The sequence below is a fragment of the Actinosynnema mirum DSM 43827 genome (assembly GCF_000023245.1).
GTDB classification, from domain to species: domain Bacteria; phylum Actinomycetota; class Actinomycetes; order Mycobacteriales; family Pseudonocardiaceae; genus Actinosynnema; species Actinosynnema mirum.
This window is the reverse complement of the sequence record NC_013093.1, coordinates 6,732,322-6,752,554: the sequence shown is the minus strand read 5'-3', so window position 1 is coordinate 6,752,554 and position 20,233 is coordinate 6,732,322. Positions and strand designations below refer to the sequence as shown.

26 protein-coding genes are annotated in these 20,233 nt (G+C 74.2%); 19 read left to right on the top strand and 7 right to left on the bottom strand.

Annotated features, from left to right (window positions below):
* Positions 1 to 3: 3 nt before the first annotated feature.
* A complete protein-coding gene (locus tag AMIR_RS28380) occupies positions 4 to 783 on the bottom strand; it encodes a carbon-nitrogen hydrolase family protein (RefSeq protein ID WP_015804426.1) in 780 nt (259 codons plus the stop codon).
* Between the two features lie 28 nt (positions 784 to 811).
* Between AMIR_RS28380 and AMIR_RS28375 the strand changes: the two genes are divergently transcribed.
* Together AMIR_RS28375 and AMIR_RS28370 are read left to right on the top strand one after the other, a co-directional pair.
* Complete coding sequence (locus tag AMIR_RS28375) at positions 812 to 2,359, top strand: ABC transporter substrate-binding protein (RefSeq protein ID WP_041838442.1); 1,548 nt, start codon at positions 812 to 814, stop codon at positions 2,357 to 2,359.
* Positions 2,344 to 3,525: an aminotransferase class V-fold PLP-dependent enzyme gene (locus AMIR_RS28370; RefSeq protein WP_015804424.1), complete on the top strand. Its 1,182-nt coding sequence runs from the start codon at positions 2,344 to 2,346 to the stop codon at positions 3,523 to 3,525. Before AMIR_RS28375 ends, AMIR_RS28370 begins: the two co-directional genes overlap by 16 nt.
* A 119-nt stretch (positions 3,526 to 3,644) precedes the next feature.
* Here the strand turns inward: AMIR_RS28370 and AMIR_RS28365 are convergent, their stop codons facing one another.
* Positions 3,645 to 4,964: a M14 family metallopeptidase gene (locus AMIR_RS28365; protein WP_015804423.1), complete on the bottom strand. Its 1,320-nt coding sequence runs from the start codon at positions 4,962 to 4,964 to the stop codon at positions 3,645 to 3,647.
* Between the two features lie 194 nt (positions 4,965 to 5,158).
* Between AMIR_RS28365 and hisD the strand changes: the two genes are divergently transcribed.
* From hisD to AMIR_RS40720, 4 genes are read left to right on the top strand one after another with little or no spacing between them, the layout of a single operon-like run.
* On the top strand, positions 5,159 to 6,475 hold the full coding sequence (gene hisD / locus AMIR_RS28360; RefSeq protein WP_015804422.1) for a histidinol dehydrogenase: 1,317 nt from the start codon (positions 5,159 to 5,161) through the stop codon (positions 6,473 to 6,475).
* Positions 6,472 to 7,623 carry a histidinol-phosphate transaminase gene (locus AMIR_RS28355; protein ID WP_015804421.1) on the top strand — a complete coding sequence of 384 codons (1,152 nt, stop codon included), beginning with the start codon at positions 6,472 to 6,474 and terminating at the stop codon, positions 7,621 to 7,623. The genes hisD and AMIR_RS28355 overlap by 4 nt, the downstream gene beginning before the upstream one ends.
* Entirely contained in the window at positions 7,620 to 8,222 is a 603-nt protein-coding gene (gene hisB / locus AMIR_RS28350) for an imidazoleglycerol-phosphate dehydratase HisB (RefSeq protein ID WP_015804420.1), read from the top strand. Before AMIR_RS28355 ends, hisB begins: the two co-directional genes overlap by 4 nt.
* Positions 8,223 to 8,378, top strand: coding sequence for a hypothetical protein (locus AMIR_RS40720; RefSeq protein WP_162945570.1), 156 nt, complete (start codon positions 8,223 to 8,225; stop codon positions 8,376 to 8,378). It abuts the gene before it with no gap.
* A gap of 49 nt (positions 8,379 to 8,427) precedes the next feature.
* Here AMIR_RS40720 and AMIR_RS28345 read toward each other — a convergent pair whose 3' ends face one another.
* A complete protein-coding gene (locus AMIR_RS28345; RefSeq protein ID WP_015804418.1) occupies positions 8,428 to 8,952 on the bottom strand; it encodes an RNA 2'-phosphotransferase in 525 nt (174 codons plus the stop codon).
* Between the two features lie 10 nt (positions 8,953 to 8,962).
* Positions 8,963 to 9,454: a redox-sensitive transcriptional activator SoxR gene (gene soxR / locus AMIR_RS28340; protein ID WP_015804417.1), complete on the bottom strand. Its 492-nt coding sequence runs from the start codon at positions 9,452 to 9,454 to the stop codon at positions 8,963 to 8,965.
* Between the two features lie 23 nt (positions 9,455 to 9,477).
* Here soxR and AMIR_RS28335 point away from each other — a divergent pair, with 23 nt between their 5' ends.
* From AMIR_RS28335 to priA, 5 genes are read left to right on the top strand one after another with little or no spacing between them, the layout of a single operon-like run.
* Positions 9,478 to 10,164 (top strand): thiamine pyrophosphate-dependent enzyme, encoded by a 687-nt coding sequence (locus AMIR_RS28335; protein ID WP_015804416.1) that lies wholly within the window; start codon positions 9,478 to 9,480, stop codon positions 10,162 to 10,164.
* Positions 10,161 to 11,051: a transketolase family protein gene (locus AMIR_RS28330; RefSeq protein WP_015804415.1), complete on the top strand. Its 891-nt coding sequence runs from the start codon at positions 10,161 to 10,163 to the stop codon at positions 11,049 to 11,051. Before AMIR_RS28335 ends, AMIR_RS28330 begins: the two co-directional genes overlap by 4 nt.
* 49 nt (positions 11,052 to 11,100) lie before the next feature.
* Complete coding sequence (locus AMIR_RS40715) at positions 11,101 to 11,577, top strand: hypothetical protein (RefSeq protein WP_162945569.1); 477 nt, start codon at positions 11,101 to 11,103, stop codon at positions 11,575 to 11,577.
* A gap of 10 nt (positions 11,578 to 11,587) precedes the next feature.
* Positions 11,588 to 12,220: an imidazole glycerol phosphate synthase subunit HisH gene (gene hisH / locus AMIR_RS28320; RefSeq protein WP_015804413.1), complete on the top strand. Its 633-nt coding sequence runs from the start codon at positions 11,588 to 11,590 to the stop codon at positions 12,218 to 12,220.
* Positions 12,221 to 12,269: 49 nt separating this feature from the next.
* Entirely contained in the window at positions 12,270 to 13,004 is a 735-nt protein-coding gene (gene priA / locus AMIR_RS28315) for a bifunctional 1-(5-phosphoribosyl)-5-((5-phosphoribosylamino)methylideneamino)imidazole-4-carboxamide isomerase/phosphoribosylanthranilate isomerase PriA (RefSeq protein ID WP_015804412.1), read from the top strand.
* Here priA and AMIR_RS28310 read toward each other — a convergent pair.
* Positions 12,967 to 13,689: a Clp protease N-terminal domain-containing protein gene (locus AMIR_RS28310; protein ID WP_015804411.1), complete on the bottom strand. Its 723-nt coding sequence runs from the start codon at positions 13,687 to 13,689 to the stop codon at positions 12,967 to 12,969. The two genes, priA and AMIR_RS28310, sit on opposite strands and share 38 nt — an antisense overlap.
* A gap of 38 nt (positions 13,690 to 13,727) precedes the next feature.
* Positions 13,728 to 14,096 (bottom strand): PPOX class F420-dependent oxidoreductase, encoded by a 369-nt coding sequence (locus tag AMIR_RS28305; RefSeq protein ID WP_015804410.1) that lies wholly within the window; start codon positions 14,094 to 14,096, stop codon positions 13,728 to 13,730.
* Here AMIR_RS28305 and AMIR_RS42935 point away from each other — a divergent pair.
* From AMIR_RS42935 to hisI, 5 genes are all read left to right on the top strand, one after another.
* Positions 14,095 to 14,223, top strand: a complete 129-nt coding sequence (locus AMIR_RS42935; protein WP_276145698.1) for a hypothetical protein — start codon at positions 14,095 to 14,097, stop codon at positions 14,221 to 14,223. The two genes, AMIR_RS28305 and AMIR_RS42935, sit on opposite strands and share 2 nt — an antisense overlap.
* Positions 14,220 to 14,609, top strand: a complete 390-nt coding sequence (locus AMIR_RS28300; protein ID WP_015804409.1) for a type II toxin-antitoxin system death-on-curing family toxin — start codon at positions 14,220 to 14,222, stop codon at positions 14,607 to 14,609. Before AMIR_RS42935 ends, AMIR_RS28300 begins: the two co-directional genes overlap by 4 nt.
* A 110-nt stretch (positions 14,610 to 14,719) precedes the next feature.
* The gene (gene hisF, locus AMIR_RS28295) at positions 14,720 to 15,493 is read left to right on the top strand and encodes an imidazole glycerol phosphate synthase subunit HisF (RefSeq protein WP_015804408.1); all 774 of its coding nucleotides are present in this window, start codon (positions 14,720 to 14,722) and stop codon (positions 15,491 to 15,493) included.
* A complete protein-coding gene (locus tag AMIR_RS40710) occupies positions 15,493 to 15,855 on the top strand; it encodes a hypothetical protein (protein WP_015804407.1) in 363 nt (120 codons plus the stop codon). The genes hisF and AMIR_RS40710 overlap by 1 nt, the downstream gene beginning before the upstream one ends.
* The gene (hisI, locus tag AMIR_RS28285; protein WP_015804406.1) at positions 15,855 to 16,229 is read left to right on the top strand and encodes a phosphoribosyl-AMP cyclohydrolase; all 375 of its coding nucleotides are present in this window, start codon (positions 15,855 to 15,857) and stop codon (positions 16,227 to 16,229) included. Before AMIR_RS40710 ends, hisI begins: the two co-directional genes overlap by 1 nt.
* Here the strand turns inward: hisI and AMIR_RS28280 are convergent.
* A complete protein-coding gene (locus AMIR_RS28280; protein WP_015804405.1) occupies positions 16,154 to 16,816 on the bottom strand; it encodes a TetR/AcrR family transcriptional regulator in 663 nt (220 codons plus the stop codon). The two genes, hisI and AMIR_RS28280, sit on opposite strands and share 76 nt — an antisense overlap.
* A 118-nt stretch (positions 16,817 to 16,934) precedes the next feature.
* Here AMIR_RS28280 and AMIR_RS28275 point away from each other — a divergent pair, with 118 nt between their 5' ends.
* The 3 genes from AMIR_RS28275 to trpC all read left to right on the top strand — a co-directional run bounded on the left by AMIR_RS28275 (position 16,935) and on the right by trpC (position 20,225).
* Positions 16,935 to 18,476, top strand: coding sequence for an anthranilate synthase component I (locus AMIR_RS28275; protein ID WP_015804404.1), 1,542 nt, complete (start codon positions 16,935 to 16,937; stop codon positions 18,474 to 18,476).
* A gap of 88 nt (positions 18,477 to 18,564) precedes the next feature.
* On the top strand, positions 18,565 to 19,194 hold the full coding sequence (locus tag AMIR_RS43105; protein WP_049796988.1) for a Trp biosynthesis-associated membrane protein: 630 nt from the start codon (positions 18,565 to 18,567) through the stop codon (positions 19,192 to 19,194).
* A gap of 221 nt (positions 19,195 to 19,415) precedes the next feature.
* Positions 19,416 to 20,225, top strand: a complete 810-nt coding sequence (gene trpC, locus AMIR_RS28265) for an indole-3-glycerol phosphate synthase TrpC (protein ID WP_041838436.1) — start codon at positions 19,416 to 19,418, stop codon at positions 20,223 to 20,225.
* The last annotated feature ends 8 nt before the right edge of the window (positions 20,226 to 20,233 follow it).

Here is a 20,233-nt window from a genome sequence, read left to right as displayed (position 1 = left end):
CCGCTACAGCCTCCGGTTCGCCAGCACCGGCAGGACCTCGCGGGCCTTCCCGACCGCCGCCACGTCCACGTCCACCACCAGCACCCCCGGCCCCGGCCCCAGTTCGGCCACGACCTCGCCCATCGGCCCCACCACCATGCTGTGCCCCACCCCGGTCGGCGCCGAGCCCGGCCGCCCCTCCGGCTCGGACTGGTCGCACGCCAGCACCCACGTCGTGCTGTCCAGGGCCCGCGCCCGCGCCAGCAGCCGCCACTGGTCGACCTTGCCCTCGCCCGCCCCCCACGACGCGGCCACCACCACGGCCGCCGCGCCCCGGTCCGCCAGCGCCCGGAACAGCTCGGGGAACCGCACGTCGTAGCAGGTCGCCAAGCCCAGCCCGACCCCGTCGACCCGCACCACCAGCGGCTCGCCGCCGGGGGCCACGGTCCGCGACTCGGTGAAGCCGAACGCGTCGAACAGGTGGATCTTGTCGTACCCGAGGTGGTGACCACCGCCGGTCACCAGGAGTGTGTTGATCACCCGTCCGTCGGGGGACGGGGTGAACATCCCGGCCACCACGACCACCCCGTGCTCGTCCGCGATCCCCCGCACCGCCGACGCCCACGGCCCGTCCAGCGGCTCCGCCACCGGACCCAGCGGCACGCCGAACCGGCACATCACCGCCTCGGGCAGCACGACCACCCGCGCGCCCCGCGCGGCGGCCTCCGCCACCCGCGTCCTGACCAGCCCCAGGTTGGCCGCCGGGTCGTCGGTCGAGTTGAACTGGCACAGCGCGACACGCATGACCCCACTCTAGGTAGTGTCGGGCCCCGTGCGCGCCCTCCTCATCCCGTCCGCCCTGGCCCTCCTCGTCGGCGTCGCGGGGTGCACCGGGTCGCCCACGCCGAACGCGGGCGGCACCGACGACAACAGCTCCATGGTGCTCGCCCAGGCCGTCGAGCCCACCTCGCTGAACCCGCTGCTCGGCTACGGCGCGAACGGCGCCGCCAAGATCTACGACGGGCTCGTCGCCCACTCCGCCGACCTCACCCTCGCCCCGGCGCTCGCCGAGCAGCTGCCGACCCCCTCCGCCGACGGCCTGTCCTGGACCGCGACCCTGCGCGAGGGCGTCAAGTTCAGCGACGGCTCCACCTTCGGCCCCGAGGACGTCGTCGCCACCTACCGCGCCCTGCTCGACCCGGCCACCGGCTCCACCGTCCGCGCCGACTTCGCCGGGCTGCAGGGCGTCGAGCAGCTGGACGACCGCACCGTCCGGTTCGCGCTGGAGAAGCCCTGGGCCGCGTTCCCGCACAAGCTCGTCCTCGGCATCCTGCCCAGCGAGGCCCTCGGCGTGCCCCTGGACCAGGTCAAGCCGGTCGGCACCGGCCCCTACCAGGTGGTCGAGCACAAGCGCGGCGACCGCCTCCAGCTCACCGCCAACCCAGGGTTCCGGGGCGGCGCGCCCGGCGTGCGCGAGCTGACCGTCGTGTTCGTGCCCGACGACAACACCCGCGCCCAGCGGATGCAGGCGGGCGACTTCGACGGCGCCGAGCTGCCGCCCCGCCTCGCCTCGCTCGCGGGCGCCGCCAGCGGGATGCGGCTGATCACCCACCGCTCCGCCGACCTGCGCGCGGTCACCCTGCCCACCGGCAACCCGGTCACCGGCGACCCGGCGATCCGCGCCGCCCTCAACGCCGCCGTCAACCGCGAGGCGCTCGTGCAGAGCCTCCTCGGAGGCAAGGGCGCCGCCGCCAGCACCCCGGTGCCGGAGACCACGCCCGAGCACGTCGACACCACCGCGTCGATCCGCCACGACAAGGCCCGCGCCGAGCAGCTGCTCGACCAGGCGGGCTGGGCCAGGGGCGCGGACGGGATGCGCTCCCGCGACGGCGCGCCCGCCCGGTTCACCCTCATGTACCCGATCGGCGACGTCGTCCGCAACGACCTGGCCACCGGCTTCGCCGCCGACGCCCGCGCGGTCGGCGTCGACGTGCAGCTCGCGGGCCTGGCCTGGGACTCGATCCGGCCCCGCCTCGGCCAGGACGCGCTGCTGTGGGCAGGCGGCTCCCCGTTCGACCCCGACCTCGCCCTCACCGCCGCGCTGCGCACCGGCAACCCGTGGGGCTACTCCGACCCGGTCGTGGACGCCGCGCTCGACACCGGCCGCGCCCAGCTCGACCCCGCCCAGCGGGCCACCGCCTACCGGCAGTTCCAGCGCGCCTACGTCGAGGCCCCGGCGATGGTCGTGCTCGCCCTGGTCCAGCACACCTACGTGGTGCGCGACAACTGGAACGGCTACCAGCAGGTGGTGGACACGGCGGGCGCCGGTCCGCTCTCCTGGGGGCCGTGGTGGAACATCGAGAAGTGGGGTTCCAAGTGATCGACCTGACCACCGTCCGAGCCGACACCCCCGCGGCCTCCCGAGGCGTCTTCCTCGACTCGGCGGGCTCCTCCCTCCCCCCTGACCTGGTCGTCGACGAGGTCGTCGGCCACCTGCGCCGCGAGGCCGAGGTCGGCGGCTACCGGGCCGCCGCCGAGCGCGCCGACGACCTCGACGCCGGGTACGGCGTGCTCGCCGAGCTGCTCGGGGCCGAGCCCGACGAGATCGCCTTCACCGACAGCGCCACCCGGTCGTGGCTGTCCGCGTTCGACTCCGTCCCGCTGGCCGCCGGTGACCGGGTGCTGGTCACCGAGGTCGAGTACGCGGGCAACGCCATCCCGATCCTGCAGCGCGCCCGCGAGGTCGGCGCGACCGTGGAGACCGTCCCGTCCGACGAGGCAGGCCAGGTCGACGTGGCCGCGCTGCGGGAGCTGCTGGACGAGCGGGTCAAGCTGGTCTCCCTCGTGCACGCCCCCACCAACGGCGGCCTGGTCAACCCGGTCCGCGAGGTCGCCGACGCCGCGCACGAGGTGGGCGCGCTGGTGCTGCTGGACGCCTGCCAGAGCATCGGCCAGCTGCCGGTGCGCGCCGACGAGCTGGGCGTCGACCTGATCTCCGCCACCGGCCGCAAGTGGCTGCGCGGGCCCAGGGGCACCGGCGTGCTGGTCGTCCGCAGGGCCGTCGCCGAGCGGGTGCGGCCCCGGCTGGTCGACCTGCACGGCGGCGAGTGGACCGGACCGGCCGAGTTCTCGGTGCGCGCGGACGCCAGGGCCCACGAGCTGTGGGAGTACGGCATCGCCGACCGGCTCGGCCTCATCACCGCCGCCCGCTACGCCCTGGACCTGGGGATCGACGCCATCGCCGCCGAGGTGTCCGCGCGCGCCGAGCGGCTGCGCGCCGGGCTGTCCGGGATCAGCGGGGTGACCGTGCGCGACCTGGGGGAGCGGCGCTCCGGCATCGTCACGTTCACCGTCGACGGCCGGGAGCCCTCGGACGTGAGGGCCCGGCTCGCCGAGGCGGACGTCACCGTCACCACCAGCGGGCTCACCTCCACCCGGCTGGACATGACCAGGCGCGGCGTCACCGAGGTGGTCCGGGCCTCCCCGCACTACTTCCTCGAACCCGCCCAGGTCGACCGGGCCGTGGACGTCGTCGCCGGGCTCTGAGCGGGGACGACGGGCGAGAGCGGCAGGACGGGCGAGAGCGGCAGGACGGGCGAGAGCGGCGGCCCGGTCGCGCGGGGAGGTTCGGGGCCCCCGCGCGGCCGGGCCGCGTCGCTACCGGGTCAGCAGGTGCTGCTGATGATCCGGGGCGGGCAGTCCGCGTAGCCCAGGAACAGCTCCACGGCCGAGTCGTTGCGCGCGGTCTGCGCCGCGATGACCGTGTCGCGCGGGTAGAACCCGCTCGTCCCGCCGCCCGAGGACGGGTACATCTCGAACGTGTAGCTCCAGATCTTGTGCGTGCCCCACATCCAGTCGTCCACCGCGCCGTCGGTGATGTACAGGTCGCTGGCCTGCTGCGGGGTGTACCCGTTCAGCGCGGCCATCCGCCTGCCCAGCGTGGAGAACACGCTGGCCTGCGTGGCGTTCAGCCCGGTGTCGGTGTCCGAGTAGGTGTAGCCGTACGGCCACAGGATCAGCTCGGAGTAGGTGTGCCAGTCGATGTTGGCCTTGATCTGCTGCACGCCGCCGACGACCCGGCTGCCCACGAAGTCGCGGATGTTGCGGGTCTCCGGCGCGGAGAACGCGGCGGTGCCCCGGTAGGTCTCCGACGACCCGGAGCCGCTGGAACCGCCGCAGCAGCCCCACTTGTAGCCCCAGTTGCGGTTCGGGTCGGTGCCGACCGACGTCGAGTTCGGCTGCCGGTTCTTGCGCCACGCCCGCAGCGTGCCCGCCGCGATGTCGTACTCGGCGCCGTCCGGGTTGACGCTGGGCACGATCCAGATCTCCCGCGAGTCCACCAGGGACTTGATCGTGGGGTTCGTGGCGTAGCCGTCGGTGTAGCGCTTGATGATGTGCAGGCACATCTCGACGGTCAGGTGCTCGCGCGCGTGCTGGTTGCAGGTGAACAGCACCTCGGGCTCGGCCTCGTCGACCGACGGGTTGTCGCTGAGCTTGATGGCCCACTGGTCGCGGCCCTCGTACGACTTGCCGATGCTGCGCAGCGTGACCAGGGTGGGGTGGTCGGTCACGGTCTGCCGCAGCTCGGCGACCATCTCGGCGTAGTTGTGGTACCCGGTGTACCCGGACGGGAAGTCCCTGGCGCCCACCTCGCCCGGCTTCGGATCGGCGAACTGCACCTTCCCCAGCGCCGCCAGTTCGGCGTTCGCGTCGCCCAGCGACCTGGTGGGCAGTCCGGTGGCCGTCAGCAGGCTCCGGTGGTTCGGCTCGGCGACGACCGTCATCCGGTCGCCGTCGACGCCGAGCACGTCGACCCCGGTGTCGGCGACCCTCGTGCGCTGCTGCGCGTCGACGGCCGTGATCTCGACCAGCTCCCGCTGGGGGGACTTCTGCGCGCTCGGCTGCGCGGACCCGGTGTGCAGGGGCACCAGGACCAGGCAGGCTCCGAGCGCCACGGCCGTGAGACCGCGTCGCTTGAAGGACATCTGCTTCCTCCATCATCAGGCAGGGTTGTGCGACGGAGTGCGGCGACCTCGTTGTCGCGCACCACGCAGCGTGGCGCTCCCGTCACCCTTCGGAAAGGTCCATTGGACGGCTTCACCGCATGGTGTGAGAGCTGACAGTTGACGCACCACGGGCCTGCCACTCGCCCGGATGGTGGACGCCCTACCCTGGTGACATGCTCAACCGCGTCGACCTGCGAGGTCGGGTCCCGTCCGCCGCCGAACTGCGCGCCGCACTGCCGCGCGCCGAGGTCGACGTGGACGCGGTGCTGCATCAGGTCCGCCCGCTGGTGCAGGACGTGCGGGACCGGGGCGTCGAGGCCGTGCTGGAGCACACCGAGCGCTTCGACGGCGTCCGCCCCGAGCGGGTGCGCGTGCCGCAGGTCGAGCTGGACGCCGCGCTGGCCGGGCTGGACCCCGAGGTCCGGGCCGCGCTGGAGGAGTCCATCGCCCGCGCCCGCGCCGTCCACGCCGACCAGCGCCGCACCGACACCACCACGAGGGTCGTGCCCGGCGGCACGGTCACCGAGCGCTGGGTCCCGGTCCGCCGGGTCGGCCTGTACGCGCCCGGCGGCCTCGCCGTCTACCCGTCCAGCGTGGTCATGAACGTCGTCCCCGCCCAGACCGCGGGCGTCGAGTCGCTCGTGGTGTGCTCGCCGCCGCAGGCCGACTTCGGCGGGCTGCCGCACCCCACGGTGCTGGCCGCCGCCGCGCTGCTCGGCGTCACCGAGGTGTGGGCGGTCGGCGGCGCGCTCGCCGTCGCGCTGCTCGCGCACGGCGGCGTCGACACCACCGGGGACGAGCTGGAGGCCGTCGACCTGGTCACCGGCCCCGGCAACATCTACCTCACCGCCGCGAAGCGCCTGCTGCGCGGCCTGATCGGCATCGACGCCGAGGCCGGTCCCACCGAGATCGCGGTGCTCGCCGACGAGACCGCCGACCCGGTGCACGTGGCCGCCGACCTGATCAGCCAGGCCGAGCACGACCCGCTGGCCGCCGCCGTCCTGGTCACCACCTCCGAGCCGCTCGCCGACGCCGTCGACGCCGCGCTGGCCCGGCTGGTGCCCGAGACCAAGCACCACGAGCGGGTCCGCACCGCGCTCACCGGCGGGCAGTCCGGCGTCGTGCTGGTCTCCACCGTGGACGACGGCCTGCGCGTCGTGGACGCCTACGCCGCCGAGCACCTGGAGGTCCAGACCGCCGACGCCGCCGCCGTGGCCGCGCGGGTGCGCGCCGCGGGCGCGGTGTTCGTCGGGCCGCACTCGCCGGTGTCGCTGGGCGACTACTGCGCGGGCTCCAACCACGTGCTGCCCACCGGCGGCTGCGCCCGGCACTCGTCGGGGCTGTCCGTGCAGACGTTCCTGCGCGGCATCCACGTCGTGGACTACAGCGAGGACGCCCTGCGCGAGGTCGCGGCCAAGGTCGTGGCGCTCGCCGAGGCCGAGGACCTGCCCGCGCACGGCCAGGCCGTGACGGCGAGGTTCGCCCGATGAGCCCCGCGCTGGACAGCTCGGACCTGGAGCGCGAGCACGCCCGCGACGGCGCGCCCGGCGACCGGGTCGCCCTCGCCGACCTGCCGCTGCGCGAGGACCTGCGCGGCAGGTCGCCGTACGGCGCGCCGCAGCTGGACGTGCCGATCAGGCTCAACACCAACGAGAACCCGTACCCGCCGACCCCCGAGCTCGTCGACGAGGTCGCCGCCGAGGTGCGGCGGGCCGCCGCCGAGCTGCACCGCTACCCGGACCGGGACGCGCTCGCGCTGCGCGCCGACCTGGCCGCGTACCTGGCGGGCGCGACCGGCGTGCCGCTGACCGAGCGGAACCTGTGGGCCGCCAACGGGTCCAACGAGATCCTGCAGCAGGTGCTCCAGGCGTTCGGCGGGCCCGGCCGCACCGCGCTCGGCTTCGAGCCGTCCTACTCGATGCACCCGATCATCGCGGCGGGCACCAAAACGGAGTGGTTCCCCGCGCCCCGGCGCGCCGACTTCTCCCTCGACACCGACCGGGCCGCCGAGGTCGTGGCCGAGCGCCGCCCGGACGTGGTGTTCGTGACCAGCCCCAACAACCCCACCGGGCAGTCCGTGCCCACCGGGGACCTGCGCGGGCTCCTGGAGGCCGCGCCCGGCGTGGTCCTGGTGGACGAGGCCTACGCCGAGTTCTCCGACCGCCCCAGCGCCATCGGGCTGCTGGCGGAGTTCCCGCGCAAGCTCATCGTCAGCCGCACCATGAGCAAGGCGTTCGCGTTCGCGGGCGGGCGGCTCGGCTACCTGGCCGCCGCCCCCGCCGTGATCGACGCGCTGCTGCTCGTGCGCCTGCCCTACCACCTGTCCGCGCTCACCCAGGCCGCCGCGCGCGCCGCCCTCCGGCACGCCGACGCCACCCTCGGCTCGGTCGCGCTGCTGGCCGCCGAGCGCGACCGGGTGGTGGCCGAGCTGTCCGGCATGGGCTTCGACGTGACGCCCAGCAACGCCAACTTCGTCCTGTTCGGCGAGTTCGCCGACGCGCGCGCCACCTGGCAGGAGTACCTGGACCGGGGCGTGCTCATCCGCGACGTCGGCATCCCCGGCAGGCTCCGGGTGACCATCGGCACGCCGGACGAGAACAACGGTTTCCTGTCAGCGAGCAAGGAGGTCAGCCGGTGAGCCGGGTCGGCAGGGTGGAGCGCGCCACCAGGGAGTCCTCGGTGCTGGTCGAGGTCGACCTCGACGGCACCGGGCAGGTGGAGATCGACACGAGCGTGCCGTTCTACAACCACATGCTCAACGCCCTCGGCACGCACGGATCGCTGGACCTGGTGGTCAAGGCCACCGGGGACACGGACATCGACGCGCACCACACCGTCGAGGACACCGCGATCGTGCTCGGCCAGGCGCTGCGGCAGGCGCTGGGCGACAAGAAGGGCATCCGCCGCTTCGGCGACTGCTGGATCCCCATGGACGAGACCCTCGCGCACGCGGCGGTCGACGTGTCCGGGCGCCCGTACTGCGTGCACACCGGGGAACCGGCCGAGTTCAACGCCTTCACCATCGGCGGGAACTACCCGTTCGTGCTGAACCGGCACGTGTTCGACTCGCTGGCGTTCCACGCGGGCATCGCGCTGCACGTGCGCGTGGAGTACGGCCGCGACCCGCACCACATCGCGGAGGCGCAGTACAAGGCGATCGGCCGGGCGCTGCGCGCGGCGGTCGAGCCGGACCCGCGCGTGGCGGGCGTCGTCCCGTCCACGAAGGGCGTGCTGTAGGTGCAGAAGGAGTACGTGGTCTACGGGACCATCGCGGTGGCCGGGTTCCTGCTGGGCGGCGTGTACAGCACCTGGAAGACGAACCGGGGGTTCGCGGTCGTGCTGGGCGTGCTGGCGGTGCTCGCCGTCGGCGGCGCGGTGGCCTGGGCGCTGTGAGCCGCTGACCTGGAGCTGACGGGTCCGGGGGCGGGTGGCCGCCCCCGGATCAGCGCTGCCGCAGGTAGTCCGGCGGCACGGCGGCGACCAGCCACACCCCGTTCTCGCTGACGCTGAACGCGTGGCCCTCGGCGTGCATCCGCGCCGCGTCCACCTCCAGCACCACCGGCCTGCCCCGGCGCGCGCCCACCTGCGTCGCGGTCGCCAGGTCGGTGGACAGGTGCACCGCGTGCCGGTTCATCGGCCGCAGCCCCTCCACCAGGACGTCCGGCAGCGCCTTGGCGTTCGTGCCGTGGAACAGCACTCCCGGCGGCTCGACCTGGGCGAGCCCCAGCTCCACGGCGACGCTGTGCCCCTGGTCGGCCCTGATCCGGTCGCCCCGCACCGTGAAGCGCCGCTTGTTGTTGCGCTCCACCACCTCCAGCACGGCCTCGCGGCTGGTGCGCAGCGCCCGCACCAGCCCGCCCAGGTCGACCCACCCCGCGGCGTCCAGGGCCAGCCCGTACCGGCCGGGGTCGTGGCGCAGGCAGCGCGACATCCGCTTGGACAGCTTGATCACTTCGTCCTCGGTCACGTTCTTCCTCTCAGGTCCCGCCTTCCGAGGCGGGCTTCAGCTTGGGCGCGCCCGGACCGTCCGCGGCCTGCTGGTCGTCGAAGTTCTGCAGCAGGCAGCTCCGCAGGGACAGGCAGCCGCAGCCCACGCACGAGGTCAACCGGTCGCGCAGCCTGATCAGCGCGTCGATCCGGGCGTCGAGCTCAGAGTGCCACTGCCCGGACAGCCTGCTCCAGTCGGTTTTCGTCGGCGTGCGCCCCTCCGGCAGCGTCGCCAGCGCCGCCCGCACCTCCTCCAGGCTCAGCCCGACCCGCTGCGCGGTGCGGATGAACGCGAGCCTGCGCAGCACGTGCCTGGGGTAGCGGCGCTGGTTGCCCGCCGTGCGCTCCGAGGCGATCAGCCCGCGCTCCTCGTAGAACCGCAGCGCCGTGTGCGGCACCCCGCTGCGCTCGGCGACCTGGCCGATGGTCAACATCTCCGGCAACTTGCTCACCAGCTCGATCCTACTGTTGACCTCCACCATGGTCGAGGTTGTTGGCTGTAGCCATGACCACGGCGACCGAGTACGCCGCCCTCCCCGCGCTCATCACGCGGATGACCGGCGACGAGAAGCACGGGTGGGCTGCGGAGTCCACCCTCGACGTCCTCTGGGTCCTCTACGACCGGGTGCTGCGGGTCGACCCGCGGCACCCCGACGACCCCGACCGGGACCGGTTCCTGCTGTCCAAGGGGCACGGTCCGATGGCCTACTACGCGGTGCTCGCCGCCAAGGGCTTCCTCGACCCGGCCGAGCTGGACGGCTGGGCCGGCTGGGGCTCGCGCCTCGGCCTGCACCCCGACGGCGTGCTCGTGCCCGGCGTCGAGATCGGCAGCGGCTCGCTCGGCCACGGCCTGCTCATCGCCGTCGGCGCCGCCATCGGCCTGCGCCTGCGCGGGAGGACGAGGCCGGCCGTGCACGTGCTCGTCGGCGACGCCGAGCTGGACGAGGGCAGCAACCACGAGGCCATCGCGGTGGCCGCACGACGCGGTCTCGACTCGCTCGTGACCACCGTCGTCGACAACTCCTCCGGCTCGCTCGGCTGGCCCGGCGGCGTCGCCCGCCGCTTCGAGGTCGAGGGCTGGGCCACCGCCGAGGTGGACGGCCGCGACCACGACGCGCTGCACGCCGCGTACACCGCCCCGCACCCCGGCAGGCCGCTGGCCGTCGTCGCGAAGGTGGAGGCCAAGCGATGAGCGCGACCACCATGCGCGAGGTCTTCGCCCGCGTCCTGCGGACCGGCCTCGCCGACGACCCGAGGATCGCCGCCGTCATCGCCGAGATCTCCCGCGACGTGCTGCCCGACCACGAGCGCGTGGTCAACGTCGGCATCCGCGAGCAGGCCATGGTCGGCGTCGGCGCGGGCCTGGCCCTCACCGGCCTGCGCCCGGTCATCCACTCCTACGCCCCGTTCCTGGTCGAGCGCCCGTACGAGCAGCTCAAGCTCGACCTCGGCCACCAGGACCTCGGCGCGGTCCTGGTGGGCATCGGCGGCTCCTACGACGACCCCGGACTCGGCCGCACCCACCAGTCGCCCGCCGACGTGGCCCTGATCGACACCCTGCCCGGCTGGACCGTGCACGTCCCCGGCCACCCCGACGAGGTCGAACCGCTGCTCACCGCCGCGCTGGCCCGCGACGACCGCACCTACCTGCGGCTGTCCCTGCGGACCAACGCCGCCCCGCTCCCGGTGGTCGAGGGGTTCACCGAGGTGCGGCGCGGCGGCGCGGGCGTGGTGATCGCGGTCGGGCCGGTGCTCGACACCGTCCTCGCGGCCGTGGCGGAGCTGGACGTCACCGTGCTCTACGCCACCACGGTCCGCCCGTTCGACTCGGCGGGCCTGCGCCGCGCGGTCGCCCACGCCCGCCCGGACGTGCTGCTGGTCGAGCCGTACCTGGAGGGAGCCTCGGCGCACCGGGTGGCGGCGGCGCTGGCGGACGAGCCGCACCGGCTGCGCTCGCTGGGCGTGCGCCGGGACGAGGAGCTGCGCGCCTACGGCACCACCGACGACCACGACAGCGCCCACGAGCTGGACCTCGTGGGGGTCCGGGAGGCCGCGCGACGGCTGTTCGGGAGGCGCTGAGGGGGGCGGGGCCGAGGAAAGGCGCAACGGCTGAGGCATGATCTCCACCGTGAGCGCGCCGAGAACGCTGATCTGGACGTCCGCGCCGACCGCGGAGCTGCAGCTGGCCCTGCACCGTGCCGAGGCCGGTCCCGCCGCACTCGTCCCGCTGACCTCCGGCACCGTCCTGCTGCCCCGCCGCGAGACCGGCTACACCGCCGCGACCAGGCTCGCCGAGCAGTGCCGCGCGGTCGGTGACAAGGCCGTGGTCCTGCGCTGGAGCCCGGCGGGCGAGCTGTGGGACGACGGCCGCGCCGCGGGCCACACCGGGGCCGCCCGCAAGCTCGTCCCGCTCACCCGCTGGTGGGGTCTGCGCAAGGCCGCCGCCGACCTCGACCTGCCCGACGACGCCCACGAGGTGCGCAGGCTCGTCGACGAGGGCCGGGCCGACACCTGGGTGTCCGCGCTGCCGGACCGGGCGGGCCTGGCGATCAACACGGTCCTCCCGGTGGTCCCGGTGACCCAGGGCGGCTCCCCGTTGGCCTAGCCTGGTCACCGTGGCACGCGTCGTCGTACTGGACTACGGATCAGGCAACCTCCGCTCCGCCGAGCGCGCTCTCCAGCGCGTCGGCGCCGACGTGGAGGTGACCGCCGACCCCAAGGCCGCGCTGGACGCGGACGGGCTCGTGGTCCCCGGCGTCGGCGCGTACGCGGCCTGCGTCGCGGGCCTGAACGCGGTGCGCGGCGGCAGGCTCATCGGCCAGCGCCTCGCGGGCGGCAGGCCGGTGCTGGGCATCTGCGTCGGGATGCAGATCCTGTTCGCGCGGGGCATCGAGCACGGCCTGGAGACCGAGGGCTGCGGCGAGTGGCCCGGCACGGTCGAGCGCCTCCAGGCCCCGATCGTGCCGCACATGGGCTGGAACACCGTGGAGACCCCGGAGGAGTCCCGGCTGTTCGCCGGACTCGACGCGGACACCCGGTTCTACTTCGTGCACTCCTACGGCGTGCGCACGTGGGAGCTCCAGCCCGCCGAGCACCTGCGCCCGCCGCTGGTGACGTGGGCCGAGCACGGGGGCGACCGGTTCGTCGCGGCGGTGGAGAACGGTCCCCTGCAGGCCACCCAGTTCCACCCGGAGAAGTCCGGGGACGCGGGCGCGCACCTGCTGCAGAACTGGCTCAAGTCGTTCTGAGCCGCAGGGCGGGCTCCGGTGCGGGGAACCGCCCACTAGGCTGAACGGCGTGACCTTCACGCTGCTCCCCGCCGTAGACGTCGTCGACGGCCAGGCCGTCCGCCTGGTCCAGGGCGAGGCCGGTACCGAGACCGCCTACGGCACCCCGCTGGACGCCGCGCTCGCCTGGCAGCGCGACGGCGCCGAGTGGATCCATCTGGTCGACCTGGACGCCGCCTTCGGCCGGGGCGCCAACCGCGAGCTGATCACCGAGGTCGTCGGGAAGCTGGACGTGAAGGTCGAGCTGTCCGGCGGCATCCGCGACGACGACTCGCTCGCCGCCGCGCTGGCCACCGGCTGCGCGCGGGTCAACCTCGGCACCGCCGCGCTGGAGAACCCGGAGTGGTGCGCCGAGGTCCTGGCGTCCCACGGCGAGCAGGTGGCCATCGGCCTGGACGTGCGGATCACCGAGCACGGCCACCGCGTGGCCACCAGGGGCTGGACGATCGACGGCGGCGACCTCTGGGAGGTCCTGGAGCGCCTGGACCGCGACGGCTGCACCCGCTACGTGGTCACCGACGTCTCCAAGGACGGCACCCTGACCGGCCCGAACACCGACCTGCTGCGCGAGGTCTGCGCCCGCACCGACGCCCCCGTCATCGCGTCCGGGGGCGTGTCCAGCGTCGCCGACCTGGTGGCGCTGGCCGAGCTGACCCGCGACGGCGTCGAGGGCGCGATCGTCGGCAAGGCCCTCTACGCGGGCGCGTTCACCCTGCCCGAGGCGTTGAGCGCGGTCCGCGGTTGATCGCGGAGGTGATCTCGGCGACGACGTAGCGCTCGGCCGCGTCCCGCTCGACCCCGGTCGAGTCGAGGACGCGCGCCGCGGCGCCGTCGCCCTCCGCGAGCAGCCCCAGCAGCAGGTGCTCGGTGCCCACGAACGTGTGGGCCAGCCGCAGCGCCTCCCGCACGGCCAGTTCGAGCGCCTTGCGGGAGTGGGCGGAGAACGGCTGCGGGTCGGGCCGCTTGCCGGACTCCTTCTCCAGCTCCACCAGCAGCGCCAGCCGGGTCGTGCCCTCGGAGGCCTCCAGCTTGGCCACGGTCCTGGCCCCGAGCCCGCCGTGCTCGTCGAGCAGGCCCATCAGCAGGTGCTCGGTGCCGATGCGCTCGCTGTGCCTGGCGTGGTGCTTGGCCAGCGCGACCACCCTGCGCGCCCGGTCGGTGTACCGGTCGAGCGATGGGCGCACGAGATCGGGTGATTCCTTCGGCACGAACCGCTTCTGCGCGGCCTGCTTGGACACCCCGATGCTCTCGCCGATCTCGGTCCACGACGCCCCCGAGCGGCGGGCCTCGTCCACGAAGTGCCCGATCAGGTGGTCGCCCAGCTCGTCCAGGCGCGAGCTGAGGTCGACCGCGGCCGTGAGCCGCTCCAGCGGTGAGACGTGCCTGGTCGCGACGTCGACGATGAGGTCGGTGAGCTGCACGAGCGCCATGCGTCAACTCTAGGTTGACGCATGGCGCATCGTCAACCTCAGGTTGACAGTGTGATCTTGATGCCTACCGTGCCCTTCTTGCCCCGGCGGAGCTTGCTCCCCAGGATCGTCAACCGGCCGATGACGCCGTACTTGCGGATGATCCGCTCCCGGACGCGGTCCGTCTCGGCGACGTCCACCAGCTCCGCCCTGGCCGGGACGGACTCGCCCAGCGGGTTGCCGCGCACGTCGCACGGCCCCACGAGCACGTCCCCGCTGCGGCGGATGCGCTTGACCTTCCCGGACTCGGCGACGGTCCACACGAACGCGGTGCGCCCCTCGCCCGCGAACCAGACCGGTGTGGGGACCCCGTCGCCGTTCTTGCGGAAGGTGGTCAGGAGGAGGTACTTGCCCTCGGCTAGGTCCATGCGAAAAACCGTACGGGGATCACGGGGCTCCGCGGGCAGGATGGGCCCCGTGGACGAGCGCAAGCGGCAGGAGCTGGAGCGGGTGCTGCGGATCAGCGAGGAGCTGAACCGGAGGCTGGCGAGATGAGCGAGGACTTCGAGGCCCTGACCCCCGGCGAGCTCCTGGAGATCGCCGAGGCCCTGGTGGGCGGCGGCGCGCCCGTGCGCTCGACCGAGCTGCTGGAGTCCGCCGCCGCCCGCCCCGCCACGACCGTGCTCGGCGAGCACGCCTACCCCGACGTCTGGGCCAAGGCGGGCGCGCTCATGGAGTCGCTGGGCCGCAACCACCCCCTGGTCGACGGCAACAAGCGGCTGTCCTGGAACGCCACCTGGGTGTTCCTCGGCGTCAACGGCCACCCGCTGGCCGAGGACCTGGACGTGGACGCCGCCGAGGAGTTCGTGCACGCCGTCGTCACCGGGGAGCTGACCACCGGCGGCATCGCGGACGGCCTGCGCCGCTTCGCGCGGCGGTGACCCCTGCCTCGCGCGGCGGTGACCCTTGCCTCGCGCGGCGGTGACCCCGTGCGGGCGCGCCCCCGTGCCGCCCGCCCGGCTCGCCCACCCGGCCCCGTAGGCTCGACCGCATGTCAGTAGCGGTGCGCGTGATCCCCTGCCTCGACGTGGACCGGGGCAGGGTCGTCAAGGGCGTCAACTTCACCAACCTCGTCGACGCGGGCGACCCCGTCGAGCTCGCCAGGCTCTACGACGCCGAGGGCGCCGACGAGCTGACGTTCCTCGACGTCACCGCCTCCTCCGGCGACCGCGAGACCACCTACGACGTGGTCCGCCGCACGGCCGAGCAGGTCTTCATCCCGCTCACCGTCGGCGGCGGCGTGCGCGCCCCCGAGGACGTCGACAGGCTGCTGCGCGCAGGCGCGGACAAGGTCAGCGTGAACACCGCCGCCATCACCCGCCCCGAGCTCCTCGGCGAGCTGTCCCGCCGCTTCGGCGCCCAGTGCGTCGTGCTGTCGGTCGACGCCCGCCGCGTCCCCGAGGGCGAGGCCCCCACCGCCAGCGGCTTCGAGGTCACCACGCACGGCGGTCGCCGGGGAACCGGCATCGACGCCGTCGAGTGGGCCGAGCGCGGCCAGGAGCTGGGCGTCGGCGAGATCCTGCTCAACTCCATGGACGCCGACGGCACCAAGGCCGGGTTCGACCTGGAGCTGATCCGCCGGGTGCGCGCCGTCGTGGACGTGCCGCTGATCGCCAGCGGGGGAGCGGGCGAGCCGGGGCACTTCCCGCCCGCCGTCGCCGAGGGCGCGGACGCGGTGCTCGCGGCCAGCGTCTTCCACTTCCGCGAGCTGAGCATCGCCCAGGTCAAGGGCTCGCTGCGCGACGCCGGGGTGGAGGTCCGCTGATGCCCGCCACCACCGAGGTCCGCCTCGCGATCCTGCTCGGCGGCGGCAGCGCGGTCGCGTTCGTCCTGGTCGCCGCCCTCCAGCTGCTGGTCGACCCCGCCAGCGCCTCGCTCGTGCTGCCCGTCGCGGTGGCCGTCATCGAGCTGGGCGTCGTCGCGGGCATGTGGAAGGGGGTCCGCCCGGCCAGGATCGGCGGCATGGCCGTCTTCCTGCTGTTCGGCCTGGTCCACCTGCTCGTCGTGCTCGGCCCCACCCCGGTCTGGGTGCGCCTGGCCAGCGCGGTGATCGCCGCCGCGCACGTGTTCGTCGCCGTCCTGCTCAACACGCGCCCCGCGCGCGACCACTTCTCCGGAGCCAGCTGATGCTCGACCCCGCCATCGCCGCCAAGCTCAAGCGCAACGCGGACGGGCTGGTGTGCGCCGTCGCCCAGCAGCGCGGCACCGGGGAGGTGCTGATGGTCGCCTGGATGGACGACGAGGCGCTGCACCTGACCCTCACCACCGGCACCGCCACCTACTTCTCGCGCAGCCGCGGCAGGTTGTGGGTCAAGGGCGAGACGTCCGGGCACACCCAGCGCGTGCACGACGTGCGGCTGGACTGCGACGGGGACACCGTGCTGCTGACCGTGGACCAGACCGGCGCGGCCTGCCACACCGGCGATCACACCTGCTTCGACGCGACCTCGCTGATGCCGCCGGAGCCGATGTCGACTGAGCCGATGTCGCCGGACAGGTAGCGCTGGAGCGTCGGCCCGACCGCCGAGACCAGCGCCTCGGGGTCGGCCGACGCCAGCGGCTCGAACTCCAGCACGTACCGCGTCATGCCGAGACCGACCATCTGCGAGGCGCACAGCGTGGCGCGCAGCTCGGGCCGGTCCACGTCGAACGCCCGCATCACCTGGCCCAGCACGGTCTTGATGAACAGGTCGTGCAGGGCGTGGGTGACCTGCTCGTGCCCGGCGACGCTGCGCACCAGCGCGGAGAACGCGCCGCCGCCGGTGGCGTCCCACACCCCGAGGAACGTGCGCACCAGGCGCTCGCCCAGCAGCTCGGGCGGGCCCTGGGCGATCCGGCGGACGATCTCCACCGGGTCGACGGGCAGCTGCAGCACGGCCTTCGCGAACAGCGCCTGCTTGCCGCCGAACCAGTGGTTGACCATCGCGGCGTCCACGCCCGCGCGCGCCGCGATGGCCCGCACCGTCGCGCCCTCGTAGCCGCGCTCGACGAACACCTCGCGCGCCGCCTGGAGCAGCGCGCCCCTGGTGTCCTCGCCGCCCGCGCGCCGTCCCCGGCGCTTCGGCTCACCGCCGTCCACCGCAACCACCGCGCGACCGCCTCACCAGCTCCGCCCGGCCCGCCCGGCCCGGACGTGTTTCAACATCGGGTGAAATGGTCGCACCCCGGTTGCCCGCCCCGCGAGCCGGACCGGGGACAATGGCGGCATGGTGAGCGTCATCGGTGCGGGCGTCGGGCTCGGCGAGGTCAGTCCCACCCGCGAGGAGTTCCGCGAACTCGCCGCGCAGCGCAGGGTCGTCCCTGTCGTGCGCCGGATCCTCGCGGACGCGGAGACCCCCGTCGGGCTGTACCGGAAGCTGGCCGCCGACCGGCCGGGCACGTTCCTGTTCGAGTCGGCGGAGAACGGCCGCTCGTGGGCGCGCTGGTCGTTCGTGGGGGCCCGGTGCGCGGGCGCGCTCACCGCGACCGGCGGCGAGGCGCACTGGACCGGGCAGCACCCGGTCGGGTTGCCCGAGGGCGGCGACCCGCTGGCGGCGCTGCGCGAGACCATCGAGGTGCTGCGCACCGACCCGCTGCCCGGCCTGCCCCCGCTGACCGGCGGCATGGTCGGCTACATCGGGTACGACGCGGTGCGCCGCCTGGAGCGGCTGCCCTCGCTGGCCGAGGACGACTTGAAGGTGCCCGAGCTGGTCATGCTGCTCGCCACCGACCTCGCCGCGCTCGACCACCACGAGGGCACCGTCACGCTGATCGCCAACGCGATCAACTGGGACGACACCCCGGAGCGGGTCGACGCGGCCTACGACGACGCGGTGCGCAGGCTCGACGTGATGACCGAGGACCTGCACAACCCGGCGCCCGCCACGACCGCCGTGTTCTCCCGGCCCAAGCCGGAGTTCACCCGGCGGCGCTCCTCCGCCGAGCACCAGGCCGTGGTGGAGAAGGCGAAGGCGGCGATCCGGGAGGGCGAGGCCTTCCAGGTGGTGCTGTCGCAGCGGTTCGAGATGGAGACCACCGCGCACCCGCTGGACGTCTACCGGGTGCTGCGCACCTCCAACCCCAGCCCGTACATGTACCTGCTGCGGCTGGACGACTTCGACATCGTCGGGTGCAGCCCCGAGTCGCTGGTCACGGTCCGGGACGGCAAGGCCACCACTCACCCGATCGCGGGCACCCGGTGGCGCGGCGCGGACCCGGAGGAGGACGCGCTGCTGGAGAAGGACCTGCTCTCCGACGACAAGGAGCGCGCCGAGCACCTCATGCTCGTGGACCTGGGCCGCAACGACCTGGGCCGGGTGTGCAAGCCGGGCTCGGTGACCGTGGTGGACTTCTTCAAGGTCGAGCGGTACAGCCACGTGATGCACATCGTGTCCACGGTCAGCGGCGAGCTGGCCGAGGGGCGCACCGCGTTCGACGCGGTCGCGGCGTGCTTCCCGGCGGGCACCCTGTCCGGCGCGCCGAAGCCGCGCGCGATGGAGCTGATCGAGGAGCTGGAGCCGACCCGGCGCGGCCTGTACGGCGGCGTCGTGGGCTACCTGGACTTCGCGGGCGACGCGGACACCGCGATCGCGATCCGCACCGCGCTGATCCGCGACGGGGTCGCGTACGTGCAGGCGGGCGGCGGCATCGTGGCCGACTCGGACCCGGTGGCCGAGGACAACGAGTGCCTGAACAAGGCGGGCGCGGTCCTGGCCGCGATCGCGACGGCCCAGACCATGGCCCCGGCCGTGGAACCGACCCGTGTCTGAGCCGGGAGGCGCAGGGCGGGACGGCACAGCGCGGGACGGTGCAGGGCGGGACGGCACAGCGCGGGACGGTGCAGGGCGGGACGGTGTGGTGAGCGGGAACGCGGCGGGGGAGCGGGTGGCCCCCGCGGGCGTTCCGACCGTGTGCCCGAGCCCTGATCCGGTCACCGCCCCGGCCGCTGCCCAGGCCGGGCCCTCGGCCGCCGGCACCGCTGAGCCCGCCGCCGCTGGCGCCACCGCCACCGCCGCTGACGCCACCGACGTCCCGCGCCCTCCGCGCCCCGGCCGGCGCGAGCAGCGGCTCGTCCTCGGCCTGCTCCTGCTCGCCGCGCTCGTCCTCTGGGGCTCCTCGGCGCTCGACTGGGGCGCCGCCGAACCGCAGTGGCCGGTCCCGCTCGCCCTGCTCGCGGGCGCGGGCGTCGCGGCGGTGCCGGCGCTCGGCGGCGTGGTGCGGCGCGCGCTCGGGGCGGTGCTCGCGGTGGTCGGCCTGCTGGCCGTCGCGGTCGGCGTCGGCGACCTGCCCGCGTCCGGCCCGGTCGTCGGCCTGACCGGCGCGCTGGCCGTGGTCGCCGCGGGCGTCCTGCTGCTGGTCAAGGGCGGTCGGATGCCCCGGATGGGCGATCGCTACGAGACGCCCGCCGCGCGCAGGCCGTCCGCCGATCCCGAGCGCGAGCTGTGGAACGCCCTGGAGCGCGGCGACGATCCCACTGAGCGGGACTGATCTTCCACGGGGGGACCGCTCGCCCGAACCGGGCAAACCCCGCACCGGGAGTTTGCGCACGTGAGGTCCGCGCGACCCTGCCCAGCAGCGCGAACGCGCAGACCCGGTGGCCGGTGCCGCCGACGTCCGGGGTTAGCATCCTTGCGGCGGGAAGGGGAGCATGACGTGCGGGAGTTCACGACCGAACTGGGACGGCCGGCCGAGGTGAACGGGGTGTGCGCATGACCGTTCTCGAGTCGATCATCGAAGGCGTTCGGGAGGACCTCGCCGCGCGCGAGGCGGCGCTGCCCTTCGAGGTGCTCAGGGAGCGGGCGGCGAAAGCCGCGCCCCCCCAGGACGTGATGGCGGTGCTGCGCAACCCCGGTGTCGGGGTCATCGCCGAGGTGAAGCGCAAGAGCCCGTCCAAGGGCGCGCTCGCGGACATCCCCGAGCCGGCCGACCTGGCGGCGGCCTACGAGGCGGGTGGCGCGCGGGTGATCAGCGTGCTGACCGAGCAGCGCCGCTTCGGCGGGTCGCTGGCGGACTTCGACGCGGTGCGCGCGGCGGTGCGGGTGCCGCTGCTGCGCAAGGACTTCATCGTCAGCCCGTACCAGGTGCACGAGGCGCGCCTGCACGGCGCCGACCTGGTGCTGCTGATCGTGGCGGCGCTGGAGCAGAACGCGCTGGTGTCGCTGCTCGACCGGGTCGAGTCCCTCGGGATGACGGCGCTGGTCGAGGTGCACACGGCCGAGGAGGCCGACCGGGCGCTGGAGGCGGGGGCGAGCGTCATCGGCGTGAACGCCCGCAACCTGCACACCCTGGAGGTCGACAAGGAGGTGTTCGGCCGGATCGCGCCGGGCCTGCCCTTCGAGACGATCAAGATCGCCGAGTCCGGTGTCACCGGCCCCGGCGACCTGATGGCCTACGCCGGGGCGGGCGCCGACGCGGTGCTCGTCGGCGAGAGCCTGGTGACGAGCGGCGACCCCAAGGTCGCGGTGAACAAGCTGGTGACCGCTGGATCGCACCCGGCGTGCCCCCGGCCCAGTCGTTGATGGGAGAG

Coding starts and splice junctions, on each gene's coding strand:
- AMIR_RS28335 (WP_015804416.1), top strand. CDS start 9,478: ATGACCACGGCGACCGAGTACGCCGCCCTCCCCGCGCTCATCACGCGG.
- hisD (WP_015804422.1), top strand. CDS start 5,159: ATGCTCAACCGCGTCGACCTGCGAGGTCGGGTCCCGTCCGCCGCCGAA.
- AMIR_RS28305 (WP_015804410.1), bottom strand. CDS start 14,096: ATGGACCTAGCCGAGGGCAAGTACCTCCTCCTGACCACCTTCCGCAAG.
- hisI (WP_015804406.1), top strand. CDS start 15,855: ATGCTCGACCCCGCCATCGCCGCCAAGCTCAAGCGCAACGCGGACGGG.
- AMIR_RS28355 (WP_015804421.1), top strand. CDS start 6,472: ATGAGCCCCGCGCTGGACAGCTCGGACCTGGAGCGCGAGCACGCCCGC.
- soxR (WP_015804417.1), bottom strand. CDS start 9,454: ATGGTGGAGGTCAACAGTAGGATCGAGCTGGTGAGCAAGTTGCCGGAG.
- hisF (WP_015804408.1), top strand. CDS start 14,720: ATGTCAGTAGCGGTGCGCGTGATCCCCTGCCTCGACGTGGACCGGGGC.
- AMIR_RS40710 (WP_015804407.1), top strand. CDS start 15,493: ATGCCCGCCACCACCGAGGTCCGCCTCGCGATCCTGCTCGGCGGCGGC.
- AMIR_RS42935 (WP_276145698.1), top strand. CDS start 14,095: ATGCGAAAAACCGTACGGGGATCACGGGGCTCCGCGGGCAGGATGGGC.
- trpC (WP_041838436.1), top strand. CDS start 19,416: ATGACCGTTCTCGAGTCGATCATCGAAGGCGTTCGGGAGGACCTCGCC.
- AMIR_RS28275 (WP_015804404.1), top strand. CDS start 16,935: ATGGTGAGCGTCATCGGTGCGGGCGTCGGGCTCGGCGAGGTCAGTCCC.
- AMIR_RS28365 (WP_015804423.1), bottom strand. CDS start 4,964: ATGTCCTTCAAGCGACGCGGTCTCACGGCCGTGGCGCTCGGAGCCTGC.
- AMIR_RS28300 (WP_015804409.1), top strand. CDS start 14,220: ATGAGCGAGGACTTCGAGGCCCTGACCCCCGGCGAGCTCCTGGAGATC.
- AMIR_RS28330 (WP_015804415.1), top strand. CDS start 10,161: ATGAGCGCGACCACCATGCGCGAGGTCTTCGCCCGCGTCCTGCGGACC.
- AMIR_RS28310 (WP_015804411.1), bottom strand. CDS start 13,689: ATGGCGCTCGTGCAGCTCACCGACCTCATCGTCGACGTCGCGACCAGG.
- AMIR_RS28380 (WP_015804426.1), bottom strand. CDS start 783: ATGCGTGTCGCGCTGTGCCAGTTCAACTCGACCGACGACCCGGCGGCC.